At 63.6% G+C, this 17,974-nt stretch carries 17 protein-coding genes; 5 read left to right on the top strand and 12 right to left on the bottom strand.

The features are described from left to right. Window positions 1–82 precede the first annotated feature (82 nt). The 3 genes from moaA to glp are packed head-to-tail and all read left to right on the top strand — an operon-like array spanning window position 83 to window position 3,217. The gene (gene moaA / locus DT070_RS15680; protein WP_122956238.1) at window positions 83–1,207 is read left to right on the top strand and encodes a GTP 3',8-cyclase MoaA; all 1,125 of its coding nucleotides are present in this window, start codon (window positions 83–85) and stop codon (window positions 1,205–1,207) included. 25 nt (window positions 1,208–1,232) lie between these two features. Then, entirely contained in the window at window positions 1,233–1,859 is a 627-nt protein-coding gene (mobA, locus tag DT070_RS15675) for a molybdenum cofactor guanylyltransferase MobA (RefSeq protein WP_122957440.1), read from the top strand. 8 nt (window positions 1,860–1,867) lie between these two features. Further along, window positions 1,868–3,217: a gephyrin-like molybdotransferase Glp gene (gene glp, locus DT070_RS15670; protein ID WP_122957439.1), complete on the top strand. Its 1,350-nt coding sequence runs from the start codon at window positions 1,868–1,870 to the stop codon at window positions 3,215–3,217. Between the two features lie 30 nt (window positions 3,218–3,247). Here glp and DT070_RS21790 read toward each other — a convergent pair whose 3' ends face one another. The 6 genes from DT070_RS21790 to DT070_RS15640 form a co-directional block, all read right to left on the bottom strand. Beyond that, window positions 3,248–3,691, bottom strand: coding sequence for a hypothetical protein (locus DT070_RS21790; RefSeq protein WP_122956237.1), 444 nt, complete (start codon window positions 3,689–3,691; stop codon window positions 3,248–3,250). Between the two features lie 27 nt (window positions 3,692–3,718). Further along, window positions 3,719–4,486, bottom strand: coding sequence for a hypothetical protein (locus DT070_RS21785; protein ID WP_122956236.1), 768 nt, complete (start codon window positions 4,484–4,486; stop codon window positions 3,719–3,721). Window positions 4,487–5,091: 605 nt separating this feature from the next. Beyond that, a complete protein-coding gene (locus DT070_RS15655) occupies window positions 5,092–8,262 on the bottom strand; it encodes an efflux RND transporter permease subunit (protein ID WP_122956235.1) in 3,171 nt (1,056 codons plus the stop codon). Between the two features lie 31 nt (window positions 8,263–8,293). Further along, window positions 8,294–9,667, bottom strand: coding sequence for an efflux RND transporter periplasmic adaptor subunit (locus DT070_RS15650; RefSeq protein ID WP_122956234.1), 1,374 nt, complete (start codon window positions 9,665–9,667; stop codon window positions 8,294–8,296). Window positions 9,668–9,911: 244 nt separating this feature from the next. Continuing rightward, a complete protein-coding gene (rnhA, locus tag DT070_RS15645) occupies window positions 9,912–10,397 on the bottom strand; it encodes a ribonuclease HI (RefSeq protein WP_122956233.1) in 486 nt (161 codons plus the stop codon). Window positions 10,398–10,413: 16 nt separating this feature from the next. Further along, complete coding sequence (locus DT070_RS15640; RefSeq protein ID WP_122956232.1) at window positions 10,414–11,238, bottom strand: class I SAM-dependent methyltransferase; 825 nt, start codon at window positions 11,236–11,238, stop codon at window positions 10,414–10,416. 31 nt (window positions 11,239–11,269) lie between these two features. On the opposite strand from DT070_RS15640, the gene gloB reads away from it, so the two are divergent. Both gloB and DT070_RS15630 read left to right on the top strand, forming a co-directional pair. Continuing rightward, window positions 11,270–12,040: a hydroxyacylglutathione hydrolase gene (gene gloB, locus DT070_RS15635; RefSeq protein WP_122956231.1), complete on the top strand. Its 771-nt coding sequence runs from the start codon at window positions 11,270–11,272 to the stop codon at window positions 12,038–12,040. Next, a complete protein-coding gene (locus DT070_RS15630; protein ID WP_369973880.1) occupies window positions 12,037–13,590 on the top strand; it encodes a transglycosylase SLT domain-containing protein in 1,554 nt (517 codons plus the stop codon). The genes gloB and DT070_RS15630 overlap by 4 nt, the downstream gene beginning before the upstream one ends. 44 nt (window positions 13,591–13,634) lie before the next feature. Here the strand turns inward: DT070_RS15630 and DT070_RS15625 are convergent, their stop codons facing one another. The 6 genes from DT070_RS15625 to recR form a co-directional block, all read right to left on the bottom strand. Next, entirely contained in the window at window positions 13,635–13,787 is a 153-nt protein-coding gene (locus tag DT070_RS15625; RefSeq protein ID WP_122956230.1) for a DUF3096 domain-containing protein, read from the bottom strand. 135 nt (window positions 13,788–13,922) lie between these two features. Then, window positions 13,923–14,762, bottom strand: coding sequence for an ABC transporter permease (locus DT070_RS15620; protein WP_122956229.1), 840 nt, complete (start codon window positions 14,760–14,762; stop codon window positions 13,923–13,925). A 2-nt stretch (window positions 14,763–14,764) separates the two neighbouring features. Next, on the bottom strand, window positions 14,765–15,592 hold the full coding sequence (locus DT070_RS15615; protein WP_122956228.1) for an ABC transporter ATP-binding protein: 828 nt from the start codon (window positions 15,590–15,592) through the stop codon (window positions 14,765–14,767). A gap of 58 nt (window positions 15,593–15,650) precedes the next feature. Beyond that, a complete protein-coding gene (locus tag DT070_RS15610) occupies window positions 15,651–16,700 on the bottom strand; it encodes an ABC transporter substrate-binding protein (protein ID WP_122956227.1) in 1,050 nt (349 codons plus the stop codon). 140 nt (window positions 16,701–16,840) lie between these two features. After that, entirely contained in the window at window positions 16,841–17,254 is a 414-nt protein-coding gene (locus DT070_RS15605) for an MAPEG family protein (protein WP_122956226.1), read from the bottom strand. 83 nt (window positions 17,255–17,337) lie between these two features. Next, window positions 17,338–17,964: a recombination mediator RecR gene (gene recR, locus DT070_RS15600; protein WP_122956225.1), complete on the bottom strand. Its 627-nt coding sequence runs from the start codon at window positions 17,962–17,964 to the stop codon at window positions 17,338–17,340. Window positions 17,965–17,974: the final 10 nt, after the last annotated feature.

Here is a 17,974-nt window from a genome sequence, read left to right as displayed (position 1 = left end):
ACGCCGCGGCAACGCCGTCATACATTCACCTGTCATGGCCCTGGTGATAGCCAATAGGGTAAATTCACCGCCTGGCCCTCACATGACCGAGAAAATCATTCCCATTGCCGACATACGCTACGCCTCGCGCGTACCGTATGTGCCCGAGCAACTGCAGGCGCCCAGCGGGTTGCTCAGCGACACCCTGGGCCGGCCGCTGCGGGACTTGCGCATCAGCGTGACGGACCGCTGCAACTTCCGCTGCAGCTACTGCATGCCCCGCGAGGTGTTCGACAAGGATTACGCCTTCCTGCCGCAGACCTCGCTGCTCAGTTTTGAAGAAATCACCCGGCTGGCAAAGATTTTTGTGGCACACGGCGTCGAGAAGATCCGGCTGACCGGCGGCGAGCCGCTGCTGCGCAAGCACCTGGAGGTGCTGATTGAAATGCTGGCCAAACTGCAAACGCCGCAAGGCAAGCCGCTGGACATCACGCTCACCACCAACGCATCCCTGCTGGCCAAAAAGGCCCAGTCGCTCAAGGACGCAGGCCTGCAGCGCGTTACAGTGAGCCTGGACGCGCTGGACGACACCATTTTCCGGCGCATGAACGATGTGGACTTCCCCGTCGCCGATGTGCTCAAGGGTATCGAGGTCGCGCAAAAAGTCGGCCTCGCGCCGCTCAAGGTCAACATGGTGGTCAAACGCGGTACCAATGACGCCGAGATCGTGCCCATGGCCCGGCATTTCCGCCACAGCGGTGCGGTGCTGCGCTTTATTGAATACATGGACGTGGGCGCCACCAACGGCTGGCGCATGGACGAAGTGCTGCCTTCTGCCCAGGTGGTGGAGCGGCTGAACGCTGAGTTTCCCCTGGTGGCCATAGACCCGAACTACGCCGGCGAGACGGCCGAGCGCTGGCGGTATGCCGACGGCGCCGGCGAGATCGGCGTGATCAGCAGCGTGACCCAGGCTTTTTGCAGCGACTGCAACCGGGCACGGCTATCGACCGAAGGCAAGCTGTTTTTGTGCCTCTTTGCCAGCCAGGGCCAGGACTTGCGCGCCCTGCTGCGCGGCGGTTACGCCGACGACCAGATCTCGGCCGCCGTGGCGCACATCTGGCAGGGGCGTGATGACCGCTATTCGGAACTGCGCGCTGCGATGCCGGCCGACACCACTACACCCGACTCCAATGCGAAACGGGTCGAGATGAGCTACATAGGCGGATGATTTGACACCCAATGACCACCACCCCATGCCCCTCCACGCCGAAGCCATTACCGGCGTGATCCTGGCCGGCGGCCGGGGGTCGCGCATGGGCGGGGTCGACAAGGGCCTGCAAAACTTCAACGGCGTGCCGCTGGCCTTGCATACGCTGATGCGGCTGTCGCCGCAGGTCGGCGAGGTCATGATCAATGCCAACCGCAACCTGGCGGCGTATGAATCTTTTGGCGTGCCGGTGTGGCCCGACAGCACCGGGCTGGGCGACTATGCCGGGCCGCTGGCGGGTTTCCTGACCGGCCTGGAGCGCTGCGAGACGCCCTACATGCTGACCGTGCCCTGCGACACGCCGCTGTTCCCGGACGACCTGGTGGCACGGCTGGCAGAAGCCTTTGTGCGCGAAGGCGCCGACTTCGCCATGGCCGCGGCGCCTGAAGAAGACGGCCAGCTCAGGCCCCAGCCGGTGTTTTGCCTCATGGGCACCCACATGCTGGAAAGCCTGGTGCGCTTTACCCACAGCGGCGGCCGCAAGATCGACGCCTGGACGGCGCAGCACAAAACCGCCATCGTGCCCTTTGACCGGCCCGGCGACGACACGCGCGGCTTTTTCAACGCCAACACGCTGGCCGAGCTGCACCAGCTGGAATCCCGCCGCGACTGATGCCTGCCGTGAAAACCCTGGACCAAATCGCCGCGGAGCTGCAAGGCTACGACCCGCAAGCCCTGTCTGCGAGCCAGGTGCTGGACTTCCTCTCGCGGCTGGTCATGCCGGTGCAGGACGTGGTTGAGCTGCCCCTGATGCAGGCCTTTGGCCGCGTGCTGGCCGCCGACGTGGTCTCGCCCTTTGACGTGCCGCCGCACGACAACTCGGCCATGGACGGTTACGCCTTTGACGGCAGCCAACTGTCGGACTCGGCGCTGGAGCTGCAGGTGGCGCCCGGCACCGCGCTGGCCGGCAAGGCCTGGCAAGGCAGCGTGCAGCCCGGCCAGTGCGTCAAGATCATGACCGGCGCGATCATGCCGCCTGGCCTGGACACGGTGGTGCCGCAGGAGTTCGTCTCCGTCCGCGCCGGGGCCGGCCAAACCGAATTCATCACCATTCCCCCCAAGCTGCTGCGCGCCGGCGACAACCGCCGCCTGCGCGGCGAAGACCTGATGCAGGGCCGGCCGGCGCTACAAAAAGGAGAGCAGCTGACCCCTGCCCGGCTTGGGCTGGCGGCTTCTTTAGGCCTTAAAACTCTCGCCACCTGGCGGCCGCTGCGGGTGGCCTATTTTTCTACCGGTGACGAGATCCTGTCGCTGGGCGAAGCGCCACGCGAAGGCGCCGTGTACGACAGCAACCGCTACACCGTCTTCGGCATGCTCACCCGCCTGGGCTGCGAGGTGATCGACATGGGCGTGGTGCGCGACGAACCGGCCTTGCTGGAGGCGGCGTTTACCCGCGCCGCCTTGCAGGCCGACGCCATCATCACTTCGGGCGGCGTGAGCGTGGGCGAGGCCGACTTCACCAAGGCCATGATGAAGAAGCTGGGCGACGTGGCCTTCTGGCGCATTGCGATGCGGCCTGGACGGCCTATGGCCGTGGGGCGAATTTCACCAACCAAATTGGCCTCTAGCCCAGATAACGCAAGGGCTGATAGCTATCAAAATCATAGCAATCCGAATGGCGCCATTCTGTTCGGGCTGCCCGGCAACCCGGTGGCGGTGATGGTGACTTTCCTCGCGTTTGTGCGCCCCGCCCTGCTGCAGATGATGGGTGCCAGCGCGGCGCAGCCGCCGCTGCTCAAGGCCCGCAGCACGGAAGCCATCCGCAAGAAAGCCGGCCGCACCGAATACCAGCGCGGCTGGGTATCGACTGCGGCCGACGGGTCGCTGCAGGTCAAAACCACCGGCAGCCAGGGCTCGGGCGTGCTGCGCTCCATGGCCGAAGCCAACGGCCTGATCGTGCTGCACCACGCGCAGGGCAATGTGGCGGTGGGCGACGAGGTCGACGTCCTCATGTTTGAGGGTGCGCTGTAGACCGCCTGCATGCGCGGCGCTGGCAGCGCCCTAGTCTGGCCGGGCTTCCTGCAGCGGCGGCAAGTCTTCGTAGCCGAAAAAATACGGCACCACCCGATAACTCATCAGCAAGCCGCCGTGTTCCGGCGCAGCGTTCAGGCGCTCATAGTCTTGCGGGCTCAGGTGCCTTATTTTTTTGAAATCGCGTCGCCGGCTGAAAACATCGTGGCGCCACTGATAGACCTCACTGAGTTTTTCCTTGTAGGTGTAGTAGTGGTTGTTGTCGTTGTAATAGTCGTCAAACCGGTTGCCGCCCAGGTAGATGGCATTGGAGCCTTCATAACCCGTTTTCTGGCTGGTGCGCACATCGGTATTCAGCAGATAGGTCCAATCACCGGGAACAAAATTGCCAGGGGCAGCACCGCCGGTCATGCGCAGGATCTTGCCCGGCCGCTCCAGCTCCAGCGGGTCAAAGTCCGTTTCAAAGCTCCACATGGCGCCGGGTTCGACGTCAACCAGCGCTCACCCGTCGCCCAGTAATCGCCGCTCCACGGCGTGTGCCGCATCCGCGTCGCCCTTGACGCGGCGGAAGTAGTCCAGCAAACCGTGGGCGTACACCATCTTGGTCGCGGTGTAGCAGCCAATGGCGTATTTCCCCTGCTCAAAAAACATGTCGTTGAGGGCTTTATACAAAGGGACATCTGGCCTGGGTGTCCCCTTGATCCAGTAACGGGAATTCCACTTTGCAGGGCCGCCCTCGGGCCACCCCCACTCCAGTTTCTGTGCCCAGGCCACGATGTTCTGGCGAATGCCTACATGGTCAACCAGCGCCTGCACATCACAGGCCTTTCCCCGGAATTCAGTCAAACGGCCCGGGTGCAGCAAAGCCAACAGGATTTCTTTTCTGGAAACCGTCTTGAGCTTGCGTGTCTTGTTGTTTCGCACCGGCAGCACCACCACCTCGTTCTCGATCGCCAGCTCCGGGCGCTGCGCCAGAAACAGGGTGCTTACGGCTGCGCCTGGGCCCAGCAGGGAATACGTTACGGCGCCCCGGGACTTGTCGAAAGTTTCCTGCACCAGGTGGGCCGGGATGCCCAGTTGCCGGAGATAGCGGAGCATCCCGGGGCTGAGCTGCGCCAGCTGGGCAGGCGAGCAGACGAACTGCACACCATAGGCCCTCGCGCCGGGCGCTTCCTGGGCTTGCACAGAAGCCGTATGGGCCAGCGCAAGCAAGAAGGGAATCAGGAAAGACGCAACTGTGCGGATTCGGCCCGCAGGGTTCGCGGTCAAGCCGGTTTCCCCGTCAGCGCAGCAGGGCCCCTGCCTGGGGTGCGCGATGCCTCAACGACTTCGTGCGCTGGGTGCGCTTGATGCACGGCCAGAAAATCCCGTAACAGCCGGGACTCCTGGGGCGATTTAACCTGATGTGTCATGACAAAACCCGCGTATGGACTGGATGAACGCTGCCGGCTGAAGTCGGCAAGCCTGCAATCCGCCTGTCTCGGCAAGTTCAGTCGCACTCACAAACGCGGGCGCCGAAAACGAAAAACAGCGGATCTGAGGACCATCGCGCGGCTTTCGGTTCGCTAGTACCTATTTCCGACTTTAGGTTTCCACCTAATACAAATGAACTACCAATCCGCGACGCAAGACAAATAAGCAGTCGCCCCGGCAGCCATGGCCGCCAGACGTATTCTTTTAAAGAAAAAGCCTTGCAGCCAATACCAGGCAATCACATTCAGCTATCAAAATAATAGCAACCGAAATACCGCCGGTGGTTTCGCCGCCAGGCAGCCGCGGCGGGGCACTGGGCGACACGAAGGGAATGGGTTTTGTGGCCCCGAAGCAAAACGCCCTCCGGAGAGGGCGTTTTGCATGGGAGGAAATTGGAGCCGCTACTTGGCTACGTATTCGGGATGCTCGTGCGCATGGTGTGCATCCGGCTCATCCCTGGCCACAGCCTTGTTGGCGCCCGGAATCGCCTTGCGGGCAAACAGCGTGTACATGGTGGGCACCACAAACACGGCCAGCACGCTGCCCAGCGTCATGCCGCCCACGATGACCCAGCCGATCTGCGTACGGCTTTCGGCGCCCGCGCCGTGCGACAGGGCCAGCGGCAAGGCGCCCAGCACCATGGCGCCGGTGGTCATCATGATGGGCCGCAGGCGTTGCGACGAGGCCTTGACGACCGCGTCGATCATCTCCATGCCCTGCCCGCGCAGCTGGTTGGTGAATTCGACAATCAAAATGCCGTGCTTGGTGATCAGACCCACCAGCGTGATCAACCCGATCTGCGAATACACATTGAGCGAGCCGCCCGTCCACTTCAGCGCCAGCAGCGCGCCCAGCATGGACAGCGGCACCGACAGCATGATCACCAGCGGGTCGACAAAACTTTCAAACTGCGCGGCCAGCACCAGGAAAATGAACAGCAAGGCCAGCACAAACACAATGGCCAGCGCACCCTGCGAGTTGCGGAACTCGCGCGAGGTGCCGTTCAGGTCGGTGCTGTAGCCGGTCTTGAGCACCCTGGAGGCCGTCTGGTCCATGAACTTGAGCGCTTCGCCCAGCGAGTAGTCGCCGGAGAGGCTGGCGGTAAACGACACCGAGCGCCGCTGGCCGAAGTGGTTGAGTTCGCGCGGCGAAACGCTTTCGCGCACCTTGACCAGCGCCGACAGCGGAATCATCGCGTCGTTGCGGCCGCGCACATAAATGCGGTCGATGTCGTCGGGTGTGGTGCGTCCGCTGGCCTGCGTTTGCACGATCACGTCGTATTGCTCGCCATCGCGCTTGTAGCGTGTCACGTTGCGCCCGCCCAGCAGGGTTTCAATCGCCTTGGCCACCACCTCGACGCTCACGCCGAGGTCGGCCGCCTTGTCGCGCTCGACCTCAATGCGCAGCTCGGGTTTGTTCAGCCGCAAGTCCACGTCGACCGAGACAATGCCCGGGTTCTTGGCGATCTCGTCGAGCATCTGGCGCGTGACGGCGTTCAGGTTCTGGTAGCTGTCGGAGGTCTGGATCACGAAGTTGATCGGGCGGTCGCGAAAGCCCTGGCCCAATGACGGCGGCGTAATGGTGAAGACGTTCACGCCCGGCAGCGCATTGAACTTGGGTTGCAACTCGCGCGCCATCTCGATGGTCGAGCGCTTGCGCTCGTCCCAGTCCACCGTGCGGTAGACCACGCTGGCCTGGGCCACTGTCGGGTTGCCGACGTTGGCAAAAATGCGGTCGAACTCGGGGAACGGCTGGCCCATCTTCTCAATGGCCTGCGCATAGCGGTTGGTGTAGTCCAGCGTGGCGCCGTCGGGCGCGGTCACGTTGGCCAGGATCACGCCGCGGTCTTCAATCGGCGACAGCTCCTGCTTCATCGTCGGGAAAACCAGGGCGATGGCCAGCGCACTGACCGCCATCACGCCGACCACGATCCAGCGCGCCTGGAAGGCGAACGCCCTGAGCCTCTGGCCCCAGCCCGGGTTGCCGCCGGACGGCTCCCAGCGTTTGGTGACGATCCAGCGCAGCAAATCGCCGTAACGGTCGGAGATGCCGGTCAGCACCTTTTCCATGGTGCGGTCAAAGCGGTTGGGCTTGGGGTTGTGCTTGAGCAGCTGGGTGCACAACATGGGCGTGAGCGTGAGCGCCACAAAGCCCGACACCACCACAGCACCGGCCAGCGCCAGCGCGAACTCGACAAACAGACGCCCGGTGCGGCCCGGCGTAAAGGCCAGCGGCGCGTACACGGCCACCAAAGTCGCCGTCATGGTGATCACCGCGAAACCGATTTCACGCGCCCCCTTGATGCCCGCGGAAAACGGGTCCATGCCTTCTTCGATGTGGCGAAAGATGTTCTCCAGCATCACGATGGCGTCGTCCACCACCAGCCCGATGGCCAGCACCAGCGCCAGCAGCGTGAGCGTGTTGATGGTGAAACCGGCCAGCGCCATCAGGGCAAAGGTGCCGATCAGGCTCACCGGGATGGTGATGATGGGGATGATGGAGGCGCGCATCGTGCGCAGGAAAACAAAGATCACCAGCGCCACCAGGACGATGGCCTCGGCGATGGTGCGGTAGACGTTTTTGACCGAACGGTCGATGAACACCGAGTTGTCGTTGGCAATGTCGATCAGCACGTCGGGCGGCAGATCGGCCTTGAGCTTGGGAATGGCCTCGCGCACGCCTTTGGACAAATCCAGCGGATTGGCCGTCGCCTGGCGGATCACGCCGATCGCCACGGCGGAACGGCCGTTGAGGCGCACGGCGGTGCGCTCGTCGGCCGCGCCCTCTTCCACCCGCGCCACATCACGCACCTTGACGGAGAAGCCGTTGACGTTCTTGATCACGATCTCGCCGAACTGGCCGGGCCTGACCAGGTCGGTCTGCGAGGTCACGCTGAATTCGCGCTGCTGCGACTCGATGCGGCCGGCCGGCAGCTCCAGGTTGCTGCGGCGGATGGCGTCTTCGACGTCCTGCGTGGTCAGGCGGTAGGACGCGAGCTTGTCGGTGTCCAGCCACACGCGCATGGCGTATTTACGCTCACCGAAGATGCGGACATCGGCCACGCCGGTGACGGTCTGCAGGCGCGGCTTGACGATGCGGTTGACCAGGTCGTTGATCTGCAGCGGCGTCATCGACTCGCTGGAAAACGCGATCTGGATCACCGGGAAGGCGTCGGCCTCGACCTTGGCGATCACCGGCTCTTCGATGGCCTGCGGCAGGCGGTTGCGCACACGCGAGGTGCGGTCGCGCACCTCGGCGGCGGCGGAGTCGGCGTCTTTTTCAAGGCGAAAGCGCACGCTGATCTGCCCCTGGTCGGCGCGGCTGATGGAGGTGATCACGTCCACCCCGTCGATGCCGGCGATGGAGTCTTCGAGCGGTTTGGTGACTTGCGACTCGATCACCTCGGCCGACGCGCCCACATAGCGCACGCTGACGGTGACGACGGGCTCGTCGATCTTGGGGTATTCGCGCACCGTGAGGCGGTTGAAGCTGACCGCCCCAATCAGCACGATCAGAAGCGACAGCACGGTGGCAAAAACCGGGCGGCGTATGGAGATTTCAGCGAGTTGCATGGTGATCTGTCGGGTCGGTGCCGCTCAATGCTCAGGCCGGGTCGCGAGCGGCCGTGGGGGCCGGGCTGCGTGGCGGCGTGCTGACGCTGCGAACCGGCACCACCATGGCGGCGGCCTCCGAGACCACCACGCCGCACGGATTGGGGCCGGCCAATGCGGGTTGCGGGGCTTTGGCCGCCACGTTCTGGCTGCCGGATACAGGCGCGGAGGGCGCGGAGGCCGGTGCTGCCGCAACCGCGCCAGGCGCCGCCGCAGGGCCGGCGGCGTTTTCGGCAGCGGCCGGGCGGTTGCCGCGCGCGACTTCCACCATGCTCACCACGGTGCCGTCCTTCTGCACACGCTGCTGGCCGGTCGCAACCACGGTGTCGCCGGCTTCAAGCCCTTCCAGGATCTCGACCTTGCCGGGGCTGCGCAGGCCGACCTTGACTTCCACGCGCTTGGTGGTCCAGGTCTGCGCCTTCGGCCCCTCCAGCAGCTTGATGACGAATTGCCGGCCGCCCTGCGGAACAATGGCTTCTTCGGGTATCACGCGGGCGTTCTCGCGCACGCCGAACACGGTGTTGACACGGGCGAACATGCCGGGGCGCAGCTGCAGCTGGCGGTTGTCGATGCAACCCCGGATGCCGATGGAGCGGCCGTTGGCGTCGATCAGCGGGTCGATCGCCTGGATTTGCGCGGTGTAGGAACGCCCGGGCAAGGCGTCGATGTCGAGCTTGGCCGTCTGGCCGCGCCTGACCTTGTTCTGGAAGCGCTCGGGCAGGCGGAAATCGACAAAGATCGCTTCGATGTCTTCGATGTTGACGATGTCCGCACCGTCCTTGAGGTAATCGCCGACGTTGACCAGCCGGATGCCGGCAATGCCGTCAAAAGGCGCGACGATTTTCAGGCGGGCCGCAGTGGCCTTGGCCAGCGACAGCTTGGCCTCGGCGACCTGGAGGTTGGCCGCGCTTTCATCAAGGGAGCGCTGGCTGATGAAGTTTTGCGCCACCAGTTCCTGGTTGCGCTTCTGGTTGGCCCGGGCAATCGACAACTCGGCCTGGCTTTGCTGCACCTGCGCCAGCGGCAACTGGTCATCGAACTGCACCAGCACCTGGCCTTTGCGCACGCGCTGGCCGTCGGTGAAATTGAGTTGGGTGATGCGTCCGCTGACCTCGGGCCGTAGCACGACACCGCGGCGTGAACGAAGACTGCCCACGGCCTGCGTGTCATCCGACAGCCTGGCAAGCTCCACTTTGGCGGCTTCCACAGCGACCGGCTTTCCCGCCTCGGCGCCATTGCCGGTGGCGGCCGATGAGGCCTGCGCAGCGTTGCCCGGCGCCTTGGGTTTCTGGAGCCACCAGGCAGCGCCCGATGCGACTGCAATGCCCGTTGCGGCAACCGCGATGTAGATTACTTTTGATGCCATGGGAAGGAAAGCTTGTTATACAAAGATACAAACTTCCAATGTAGCAGGACACCATGGCAGAAGCAGCCTTTTTGAAGCCCAGCCAAGGGGTAAGCGCGGTAGCTTTACAACGGCTTTACGCAAGGCTGCGCGGCCGTATTGGTGCAAACACTAAGTACGCTTATGGTGCGGACAAATGCGTATGTGCTCATGCGCTTTTTTTCGGTGCAGCCGGGCCGCTGCCGGACTGCTTCAAGCGGCGCTGTTACAAACGGCCCAGCGCACGCTCCACACCCTTGTTGGCCAGCGCGTCGGCACGCTCGTTGCCGGGGTCGCCGGCATGGCCCTTGACCCAGCGCCAGTCGATCTTGTGGCCGCTGGAGCTCACCAGCGCGTCCAGCCGCTGCCACAGGTCCACGTTCTTGACAGGCGCCTTGGCCGCCGTGCGCCAGCCCCGGGCCTTCCAGCCGTGAATCCACTCGGTGATGCCCTTGCGCACGTACTCGCTGTCGAGGTAGAGCGTGACGCTGCAGGGCCGCTTGAGCGCCGCCAGGGCCTCGATGACGGCCATCATTTCCATGCGGTTGTTGGTGGTGCCCAGTTCGCCGCCGAACAGTTCCTTTTCGGTGCCGCCCTGGGACAGCAGGACGCCCCAGCCGCCGGGCCCGGGATTACCCTTACATGCACCGTCGGTATAGATAACGACGCGTTGGGAAGATGGAGTGTCTGCAGTTGAAGATGAATCGGTCATGCGTTAAAAAAATGGATCAGGCCGGCGGCCGCGAACGGGTTGCCGTCTCTTTGTTGGCGACTACGGCGGGCGCCGCAGCAGGGGCTTTGCGCGCCTTCCAGGCGGGCTCCAGCAGGCGCACGCCCCGCACGCGCTTGACCGCCGCGAGAAAGTACACAGCGCCGAAGATGGGCCACCAGCGCTCGCCGGCGGCATCCATCCACTCGAAGCGGTCCAGCCATGCCTGGCTGGTCAGCGCCGGGCGGTAGCAGCCAAAGCGCCCCGACTCTACCTCAAAGTCGAGCAGCCGCAGCCAGTCGCGCAAGCGCCAGTAGCCGATGAACTCGCCGGTCTTGGGCAGGAACAGGCTGTCGTAACCCCAGCGCTGGTAGAGGTGGCCGCGCCGCTGGCGCAGGCCCCACAAGCTGGTGGGGTTCAGGCCGCTGATGACCACGCGTCCTTCAGGGACCAGCACGCGGCTGACTTCACGCAAGGTGGCGTGCGGGTCGCGGCTGAGCTCCAGCGTGTGCGGCAGCACCACCAGGTCCAGGCTGCTTTCCGGAAACGGCAGCGCACCTGAATCGGTCAGCAAGGCCGCGCGCCGGGAACTTGCGGCAGGAACGGCAGTCGCACCGTCAGGCGGCGCAGCTGCGGCAAGGGCGGGCGGCGATTCGAGCGCCAGCCATTTGTGCGGCATGCGGTTGGCCTGCAGCGCGTCGAGTTCAGGCAGGCCCAACTGCAGGGCGTGATATCCAAACACATCGCTGACGGCCTCGTCGAAATGCGTACGCTCCCAGTCCAGCAGATAAGCGCCGGGCGGGGTCTTCAGCCAGTCGGTCAAACCTATAATTTCAGAGCTCATCGAGATCCCGCATGTTCATCGAAACCACCGCATGTATTTGATTCCCATCCCCGCCTTCGACGACAACTATCTCTGGTTGTTGCATGACGGCAAACGCGCCCTGGTTGTGGACCCGGGAGATGCCGGGCCGGTGCAGCGTGCGCTGGAGCAGCATGCCTTGCAACTGGAGTCGATTCTAGTCACGCACCACCATGCGGACCATACAGGCGGTGTGGATGCCCTGCGCGAGGCAACGGGCGCCAAGGTCTACGGCCCGGCCACCGAACGCATTCCGCAACCCTACACGCACCTCAACGGCGGCGACACAGCGCACGCCCTCGGCCTGGATTTTCAGGTGATCGACGTGCCGGGCCACACCGCAGGCCACATCGCTTATTACACACAAGCTGTGAACGGAAAGCCGCTGCTGTTCTGCGGCGACACATTGTTTTCCGGTGGCTGCGGGCGCCTGTTTGAAGGCACGCCGGCGCAGATGCTCGCCTCGCTCGACAAGCTCGCCGCCCTGCCCGGCAACACCGTGGTGTGCTGCACCCACGAATACACACTGAGCAACCTGCGTTTTGCCATGGCCGTAGAGCCGGGCAACACCGACCTCGCGAACTACCAGGCGCAATGCATCGGCCTTCGCGAGCAAGGCCGGCCGACGTTGCCGACCTCGATTGCGCAGGAACTGCTGGTTAACCCCTTTTTACGAACCCGGCAAGCCACTATCATGGCGGCTGCCCGGCACTTTGATGCGTCGGCCCGTGACGACACCACCGTATTTGCCGCCATCCGGCAGTGGAAAAACCAATTCAAATGACGCCACATCACCGCACCACTGCAGCCCCCCGCTCTTTCAACTCCCTCAATTCCCGCATCGTTTCGTTCGCGTTTCTCCTGGCCGCAGCGCTGCTGGCGGGTTGCGCCACGCAACAACAGCCCCCGGGCATGCCGGGCGACCCGGTGCTCACCACGGGTGCAGGTTCTGCTTCCAAACCCATCTTGCCCAGCGGCCCGCTGCAGGCCATCACGCCGGGCCAGGCCGGCTCACACCAGATCGCCTCGACCGAGCCCCCCAAGGAGCTCTGGGACCGCATCCGCCGCGGCTTTGCCATGCCGGACCTGCAAAACGAACTGGTGACCGACCGCGAACAGTGGTATGCCAGCCGGCCGGACTACATCCAGCGCATGACCGAGCGCTCCAGCAAGTACCTGTTTCACATCGTTGAAGAGCTCGAGCGCCGCCAGATGCCGACCGAGCTGGCACTGTTGCCCTTTATCGAAAGCGCCTTCAACCCGCAGGCCGTTTCAAGCGCCAAAGCCGCCGGCATGTGGCAATTCATGCCGGCCACCGGCAAATATTTCGACCTGAAGCAGAACGCTTTTCGCGATGACCGCCGCGACGTGCTGGCTTCTACCCGCGCTGCGCTGGACTACCTGCAAAAGCTCTACGGCATGTTCGGCGACTGGCACCTGGCGCTGGCCGCCTACAACTGGGGCGAAGGCAGCGTGGGCCGCGCCATTGCCAAAAACCAGAAGGCCGGCCTTGGCACCAGCTACACCGACCTGAACATGCCGGCCGAAACCCGCCTTTATGTGCCCAAGCTGCAGGCGGTCAAAAACATCGTCGCCAACCCGCAGGCCTTTCGCACCGAGTTGCCGCTCATTGAAAATCACCCGTACTTCCAGCAGGTGCTGATCACGCGCGACATCGACGTGGCCCTGGCGGCACGGCTGGCCGACGTCAAGATTGAAGACTTCAAGGCGCTCAACCCTTCGGCACACCGCCCCGTGATCATCGCTGCGGGCACACCGCAAATCCTGCTGCCGTGGGACAACGCCACGGTGTTCCAGCGCAACTTCGAGGCTTACAGCCAGGGGCAATACGCCAGCTGGACGGCCTGGACCGCCCCCAGCACCATGAACCCGGCTGAAGCGGCACGGCGCACCGGCATGAGCGAAGCCGACCTTCGCGGCGTCAACAATATCCCGCCGCGTATGTTGATCAAGGCTGGATCCACCTTGTTGGTGCCTCGCTCAGCCAAGGTTGAAACCGATGTGACCAGCCATGTCGCCGACAACGCCCAGGTTTCACTTGCACCTGAAATTGTGACCCGGCGCACCACGGTCAAGGCCCGCAAAGGCGAATCGGTGGCTACCATCGCAAAACGCTATGGGCTGAGCGCCGCCAGCGTGGCCGAATGGAACAATGTCAGCACCTCCACCGCATTCAAGCTGGGCCACCAGGTGGTGGTGTTTCTGCCGGTCAAGAGCCATGCGGCATCTTCCAGCCATGGCCGCAGCCGCAGCAATGTCAAGGCCGTCAAGCGCAGCAGCGCAAAACCCGTTGTGAAGTCCAAAAAGCGCTGAGGCGCTTTTTTTAAACGGCCTCTTCGTCAACCGCCGCAGAACGACTACAGCTTCATCGAGCCCATGCCGAACAGGCCGATCAGGCCCATGACGATCAGGTAGATCGCAACGATGTAGTTCAGCAGGCGCGGCATGATCAGGATCAGGATGCCCGCGATCAGGGACATGAGAGGTCCGATGCTGAGTGAGAGGTTCATGGTGTTTTCCTTGTAAGGTTGGATGCGAGACCCGACTTTACGCAAGGCGCACAACATGGGGTTGTAGGACGACAGGAAGAGTTATGCACACGAGCGGCTCCCTCCTACGCAGGGCGGGTGCCAATAGCCAAAGCCCTAGAGCTTTTCCGTCTCGCCGCTGCGCGGTTGCCACTTCATGAGCCGCTTTTCCACCCGGCCGACAATGCCGTCCAGCACCAGCGCGAATGCCGTGAGCACCACGATGCCGGCAAACACGGTGTTGACGTCAAACGTGCCCTCAGCCTGCAGGATGAGGTAACCCACCCCGCGCGCGGAGCCCAGGTATTCACCCACCACCGCCCCCACAAACGCCAGGCCCACCGAGGTATGCAGGCTGGAGAACACCCAGCTGGTGGCGCTCGGCAAATACACGGTGCGCAGCAGCTGCCGCTGGTTGGCGCCCAGCATGCGGGCATTGGCCAGCACCACCGGGCTGACTTCTTTCACGCCCTGGTAGACGTTGAAGAACACGATGAAAAACACCAGCGTCACGGCCAGCGCCACCTTGCTCCAGATGCCCAGCCCCAGCCAGAGCGAGAAGATGGGCGCCAGGATCACGCGCGGCATGGAGTTGGCGGCCTTGATGTAAGGGTCCAGGATCGCGCTGGCCGTGGGCGCCAGGGCCAGCCACAGCCCGCAGGCAAGGCCCAGCGCCGTGCCGATGCCGAAGGCCAGAACAGTCTCCAGCAGCGTGGTGCCCAGGTGCAAATAGATGTCGGCGTTGCCCTTCAGGCCATCGGGGAAGAGAAGGCTTGGGCCGAACCCGAAGGGCATGAACCAGCTCCACACCCTGCCCGCCACCTTGATGGGCTCACCCAGGAAAAACGCAATCTTCTCGTCACGTGAAGCCAGGTGCCAGCCGATCAGGATGAACACCAGCAAACCGATTTGCCATGCGCGCAGATTGCTTTCGGTGGGCTTGATATGGCGCCACATGGTCAGGCAGCCTTTTTGAGCTGCTGCGCATAGCCCTTGAGCACCTCATCGCGCAACACATCCCAGATCTGTTTGTGCAGTTCCACAAAGCGCGGCTGGCTTCGCACCTCGGCCACGTCGCGCGGACGCGGCAGGTCGATCGTGAATTCACCGATGGGGTGCGTGCCCGGGCCGGCCGACAGCACCACCACCCGGTCGCTCATGGCAATCGCTTCGTCCAGGTCGTGCGTGATGAACAGCACCGCCTTCTTTTTGGCGGCCCACAGGTCCAGCACTTCGTTTTCCATCAGCTGGCGGGTCTGTATGTCGAGTGCACTGAAGGGCTCGTCCATCAGGATGATGTCGGGATCCAGCGCCAGCACCTGGGCCAGCGCGGTGCGCTTGCGCATACCGCCCGAGAGCTGGTGCGGGTAACGATCCCCAAACTCGCCCAGGCCCACACGCTCCAGCCACGCCTGCGCCTGCCGGCGCGCCTCGTCGTCGGCGACGCCCCGGTACTGCAGGCCCATCATCACATTGGCAATGGCGCTGCGCCACGGCATCAAGGCCTCGGTCTGGAACATGTACCCGGCACGGGTGTTGATGCCGGCCAGCGGTGCACCGAAAACCCGCACTTCGCCCGATGAGGGCGCCAGCAGGCCCGCGCCGATATTGAGCAGGGTTGATTTGCCGCAGCCGGTGGGGCCGACGACGGACACGAACTCGCCGGCGCTGATGCGCAGCGTGGTGTTGCTGACCGCGGTGTAGCGCTGGCCCGCATCGTCCCGCGAGCGAAACGTGCAGCTGATGTCAATCAACTCAAGGGCGTGGGCGTTGTCGGGTTCAGGCATGACGGGAGCTTATGGCAAGCTGCTTGCAAAAAGCAGGCAGCAAGGCGTGATCGGAGGCTCAGGCCTTGAAGCGCTCCTTGGCCTTGCGTGAGAACTCGTTGGTATACGTCTTGGCAAGATCAATCTTGTCGGCCTTGACCGTCGGATCAAAGCTCGCCAGTGCCTTGAGCGCCGTACGTGCGCCATCGTCGGGAATGATGCCGTCCAGCGAGATCGATTCCCGCACCTTGTTGAACGATGCGAGATACAACGCCCGGTCGCCCAGCAAATAGCTCTCGGGCACGGTCTTGATGATGTCGCCCGGGCCCGCGGTCTGCAGCCATTTGAGGCCGTGCACGATGGCGTTGGCCATGGCCTGGCAGGTATTGGGATTCTTCTGGATGAACTCGACCGGCGCATACAGGCAGGCGGCCGGCATGGAGCCGCCAAAGACCTCCACCGTTCCCTTGAGGGTGCGCGTGTCGCTGATGATCTTCACCTCGCCTTTTTGCTCCAGCATGGTCATCACCGGATCAGTGTTGCTCATCGCGTCGATCTGGCCCGAGCGCAGCGCGGTGAGTGCGCCGGCCGCCGTGCCCACGCCGATGAAGCTCACGTCGCCGGGCTTGAGCCCCGCACGCGACAGCACCAGGTTGGCCATCATGTTGGTGGACGAGCCCGGCGCCGACACGCCGATCTTCTTGCCCTTCAAGTCCGCCACGGTTTTGTAGTTGGGCATGTTCTTGGTCGACACGCCAAAGGCGATCTGCGGCGCCCTGCCCTGCAGCACAAAGGCCTGGAACATCTGGTTCTTCGATTGCAGGTTGATGGTGTGCTCATAAGCACCCGAGCAGACATCTGCCGAGCCGCCCACCACAGCCTGCAGCGCACGCGCACCGCCGGCGAAGTCGCTGATTTCAATGTCCAGGCCCTCGGCCTTGAAGTAGCCGAGCTGCTCTGAGATGGTGAGCGGGAGGTAATAAAACGCTGCCTTGCCGCCCACTGCAATCGAAATTTTTGTCTTCTCCAGCTTGGGCTGGGCGCGAAGGGCGGGAAGTGCCAGCGTTGCTGCAGCCAGCGCGGTGCCGCCGGCAAAAATCCGGCGTGAAATCAGGGGTTGGCGGTTCATGCTGGGCCTCTCTTTATAGTTGTCGCAAGCTTATCGAGGCGTAAAAAAACCCGCATCGGGGTCATCCCGTGCGGGTTTTTCCGTAAGGGCGGAAGGTTACCAATGGTTACCGCAGCGCCCCACGTATCAGCAATGAGCCATCAGCGATAGCCCGAAAACAGAATGCAGATATTGATGAACAGCGCGACAGCCCAGATCGCCGAGCGGGCTTTGGCGAGGTCGGCTACGTACATCATGATGTAGGCGATGCGCAGGAACACGAAGAGCAGCGCCAGGATGTCCAGCCGCGTCTGCCCGGCCTGCAGCAGGTGCGCAATGATGACAGCAGCAAAGAAAAACGGCAGCGATTCGAAGGTATTGGCCTGCGCCGCATTGGCACGGCCGCGCCAGTCACTTTGCCGCGCCAGCCAGCCGCGCGGGTTGTGGTTGTCGTAGCCGCCGTCTCGCCGTGGCGTGCTCATCATCCCGTACTTGGCCAGGGCGGCGCAGGCAATCGGCATCAAAGCCATGATCAGGACACACCAGTAGGCGATGGTGAAGCGTGCGAATGTCATGGTGGAATCTCTTTCGTCTTTCGTTTGTTATCGCCCATTGCGGGCTTCGGTTTTCAGTTCTTCCGGTTGTGAGATCGCCGGGCTTAGCGGCGGTCCACCAGTGCATGGGCAATCGTGCCCAGGTCGACGTATTCAAGCTCGCTGCCTACGGGCACACCGCGCGCCAGGCGCGTGACCTGCACGCCGCGGCTTTTGAGCGCCTGGGCGATCACATGGGCCGTGGCCTCGCCCTCGGCCGTGAAATTGGTCGCCAGGATCACTTCCTGCACTTCGCGTGACGCGGGCGGCAGCGCCTCGCCGCGTGCATCTTTCGGCACCACACGGTCAAACAGTTTTTGCAGGCCGATGTCGTTGGGGCCGATGCCGTCGAGCGGGCTGAGCTTGCCCATGAGGACGAAGTAAAGGCCCTTGTAGGCCAGCGTGCGCTCCAGCGCTGCCTGGTCCGCGGGCGTCTCGACCACACAGAGCTTGCTGCGATCGCGTTGCGGATTGGCGCAGGTGGAGCAAAGCTCCTGCTCTGTCAGGGTGTTGCACAAGCTGCAGTGCTTCACGCTGTTGACGGCATGCTCCATCGCCCTGGCGATCTGCAAGGCGCCAGGCTTGTCGTGCTGCAGCAGGTGAAACGCCATGCGCGCAGCCGACTTCGCGCCCACACCCGGCAGCTTGCGCAGCGCCTGGGTCAGGCCTTCAAGGGCGTTGGAGTCAGCCATTAAGGGCAGT

Origin of the sequence: Polaromonas sp. SP1 (assembly GCF_003711205.1) — a bacterium.
Classification (GTDB): domain Bacteria; phylum Pseudomonadota; class Gammaproteobacteria; order Burkholderiales; family Burkholderiaceae_C; genus Polaromonas.
The sequence above is the reverse complement of the archived record's forward strand: the minus strand, read 5'-3'. Positions and strand labels throughout refer to the sequence as shown.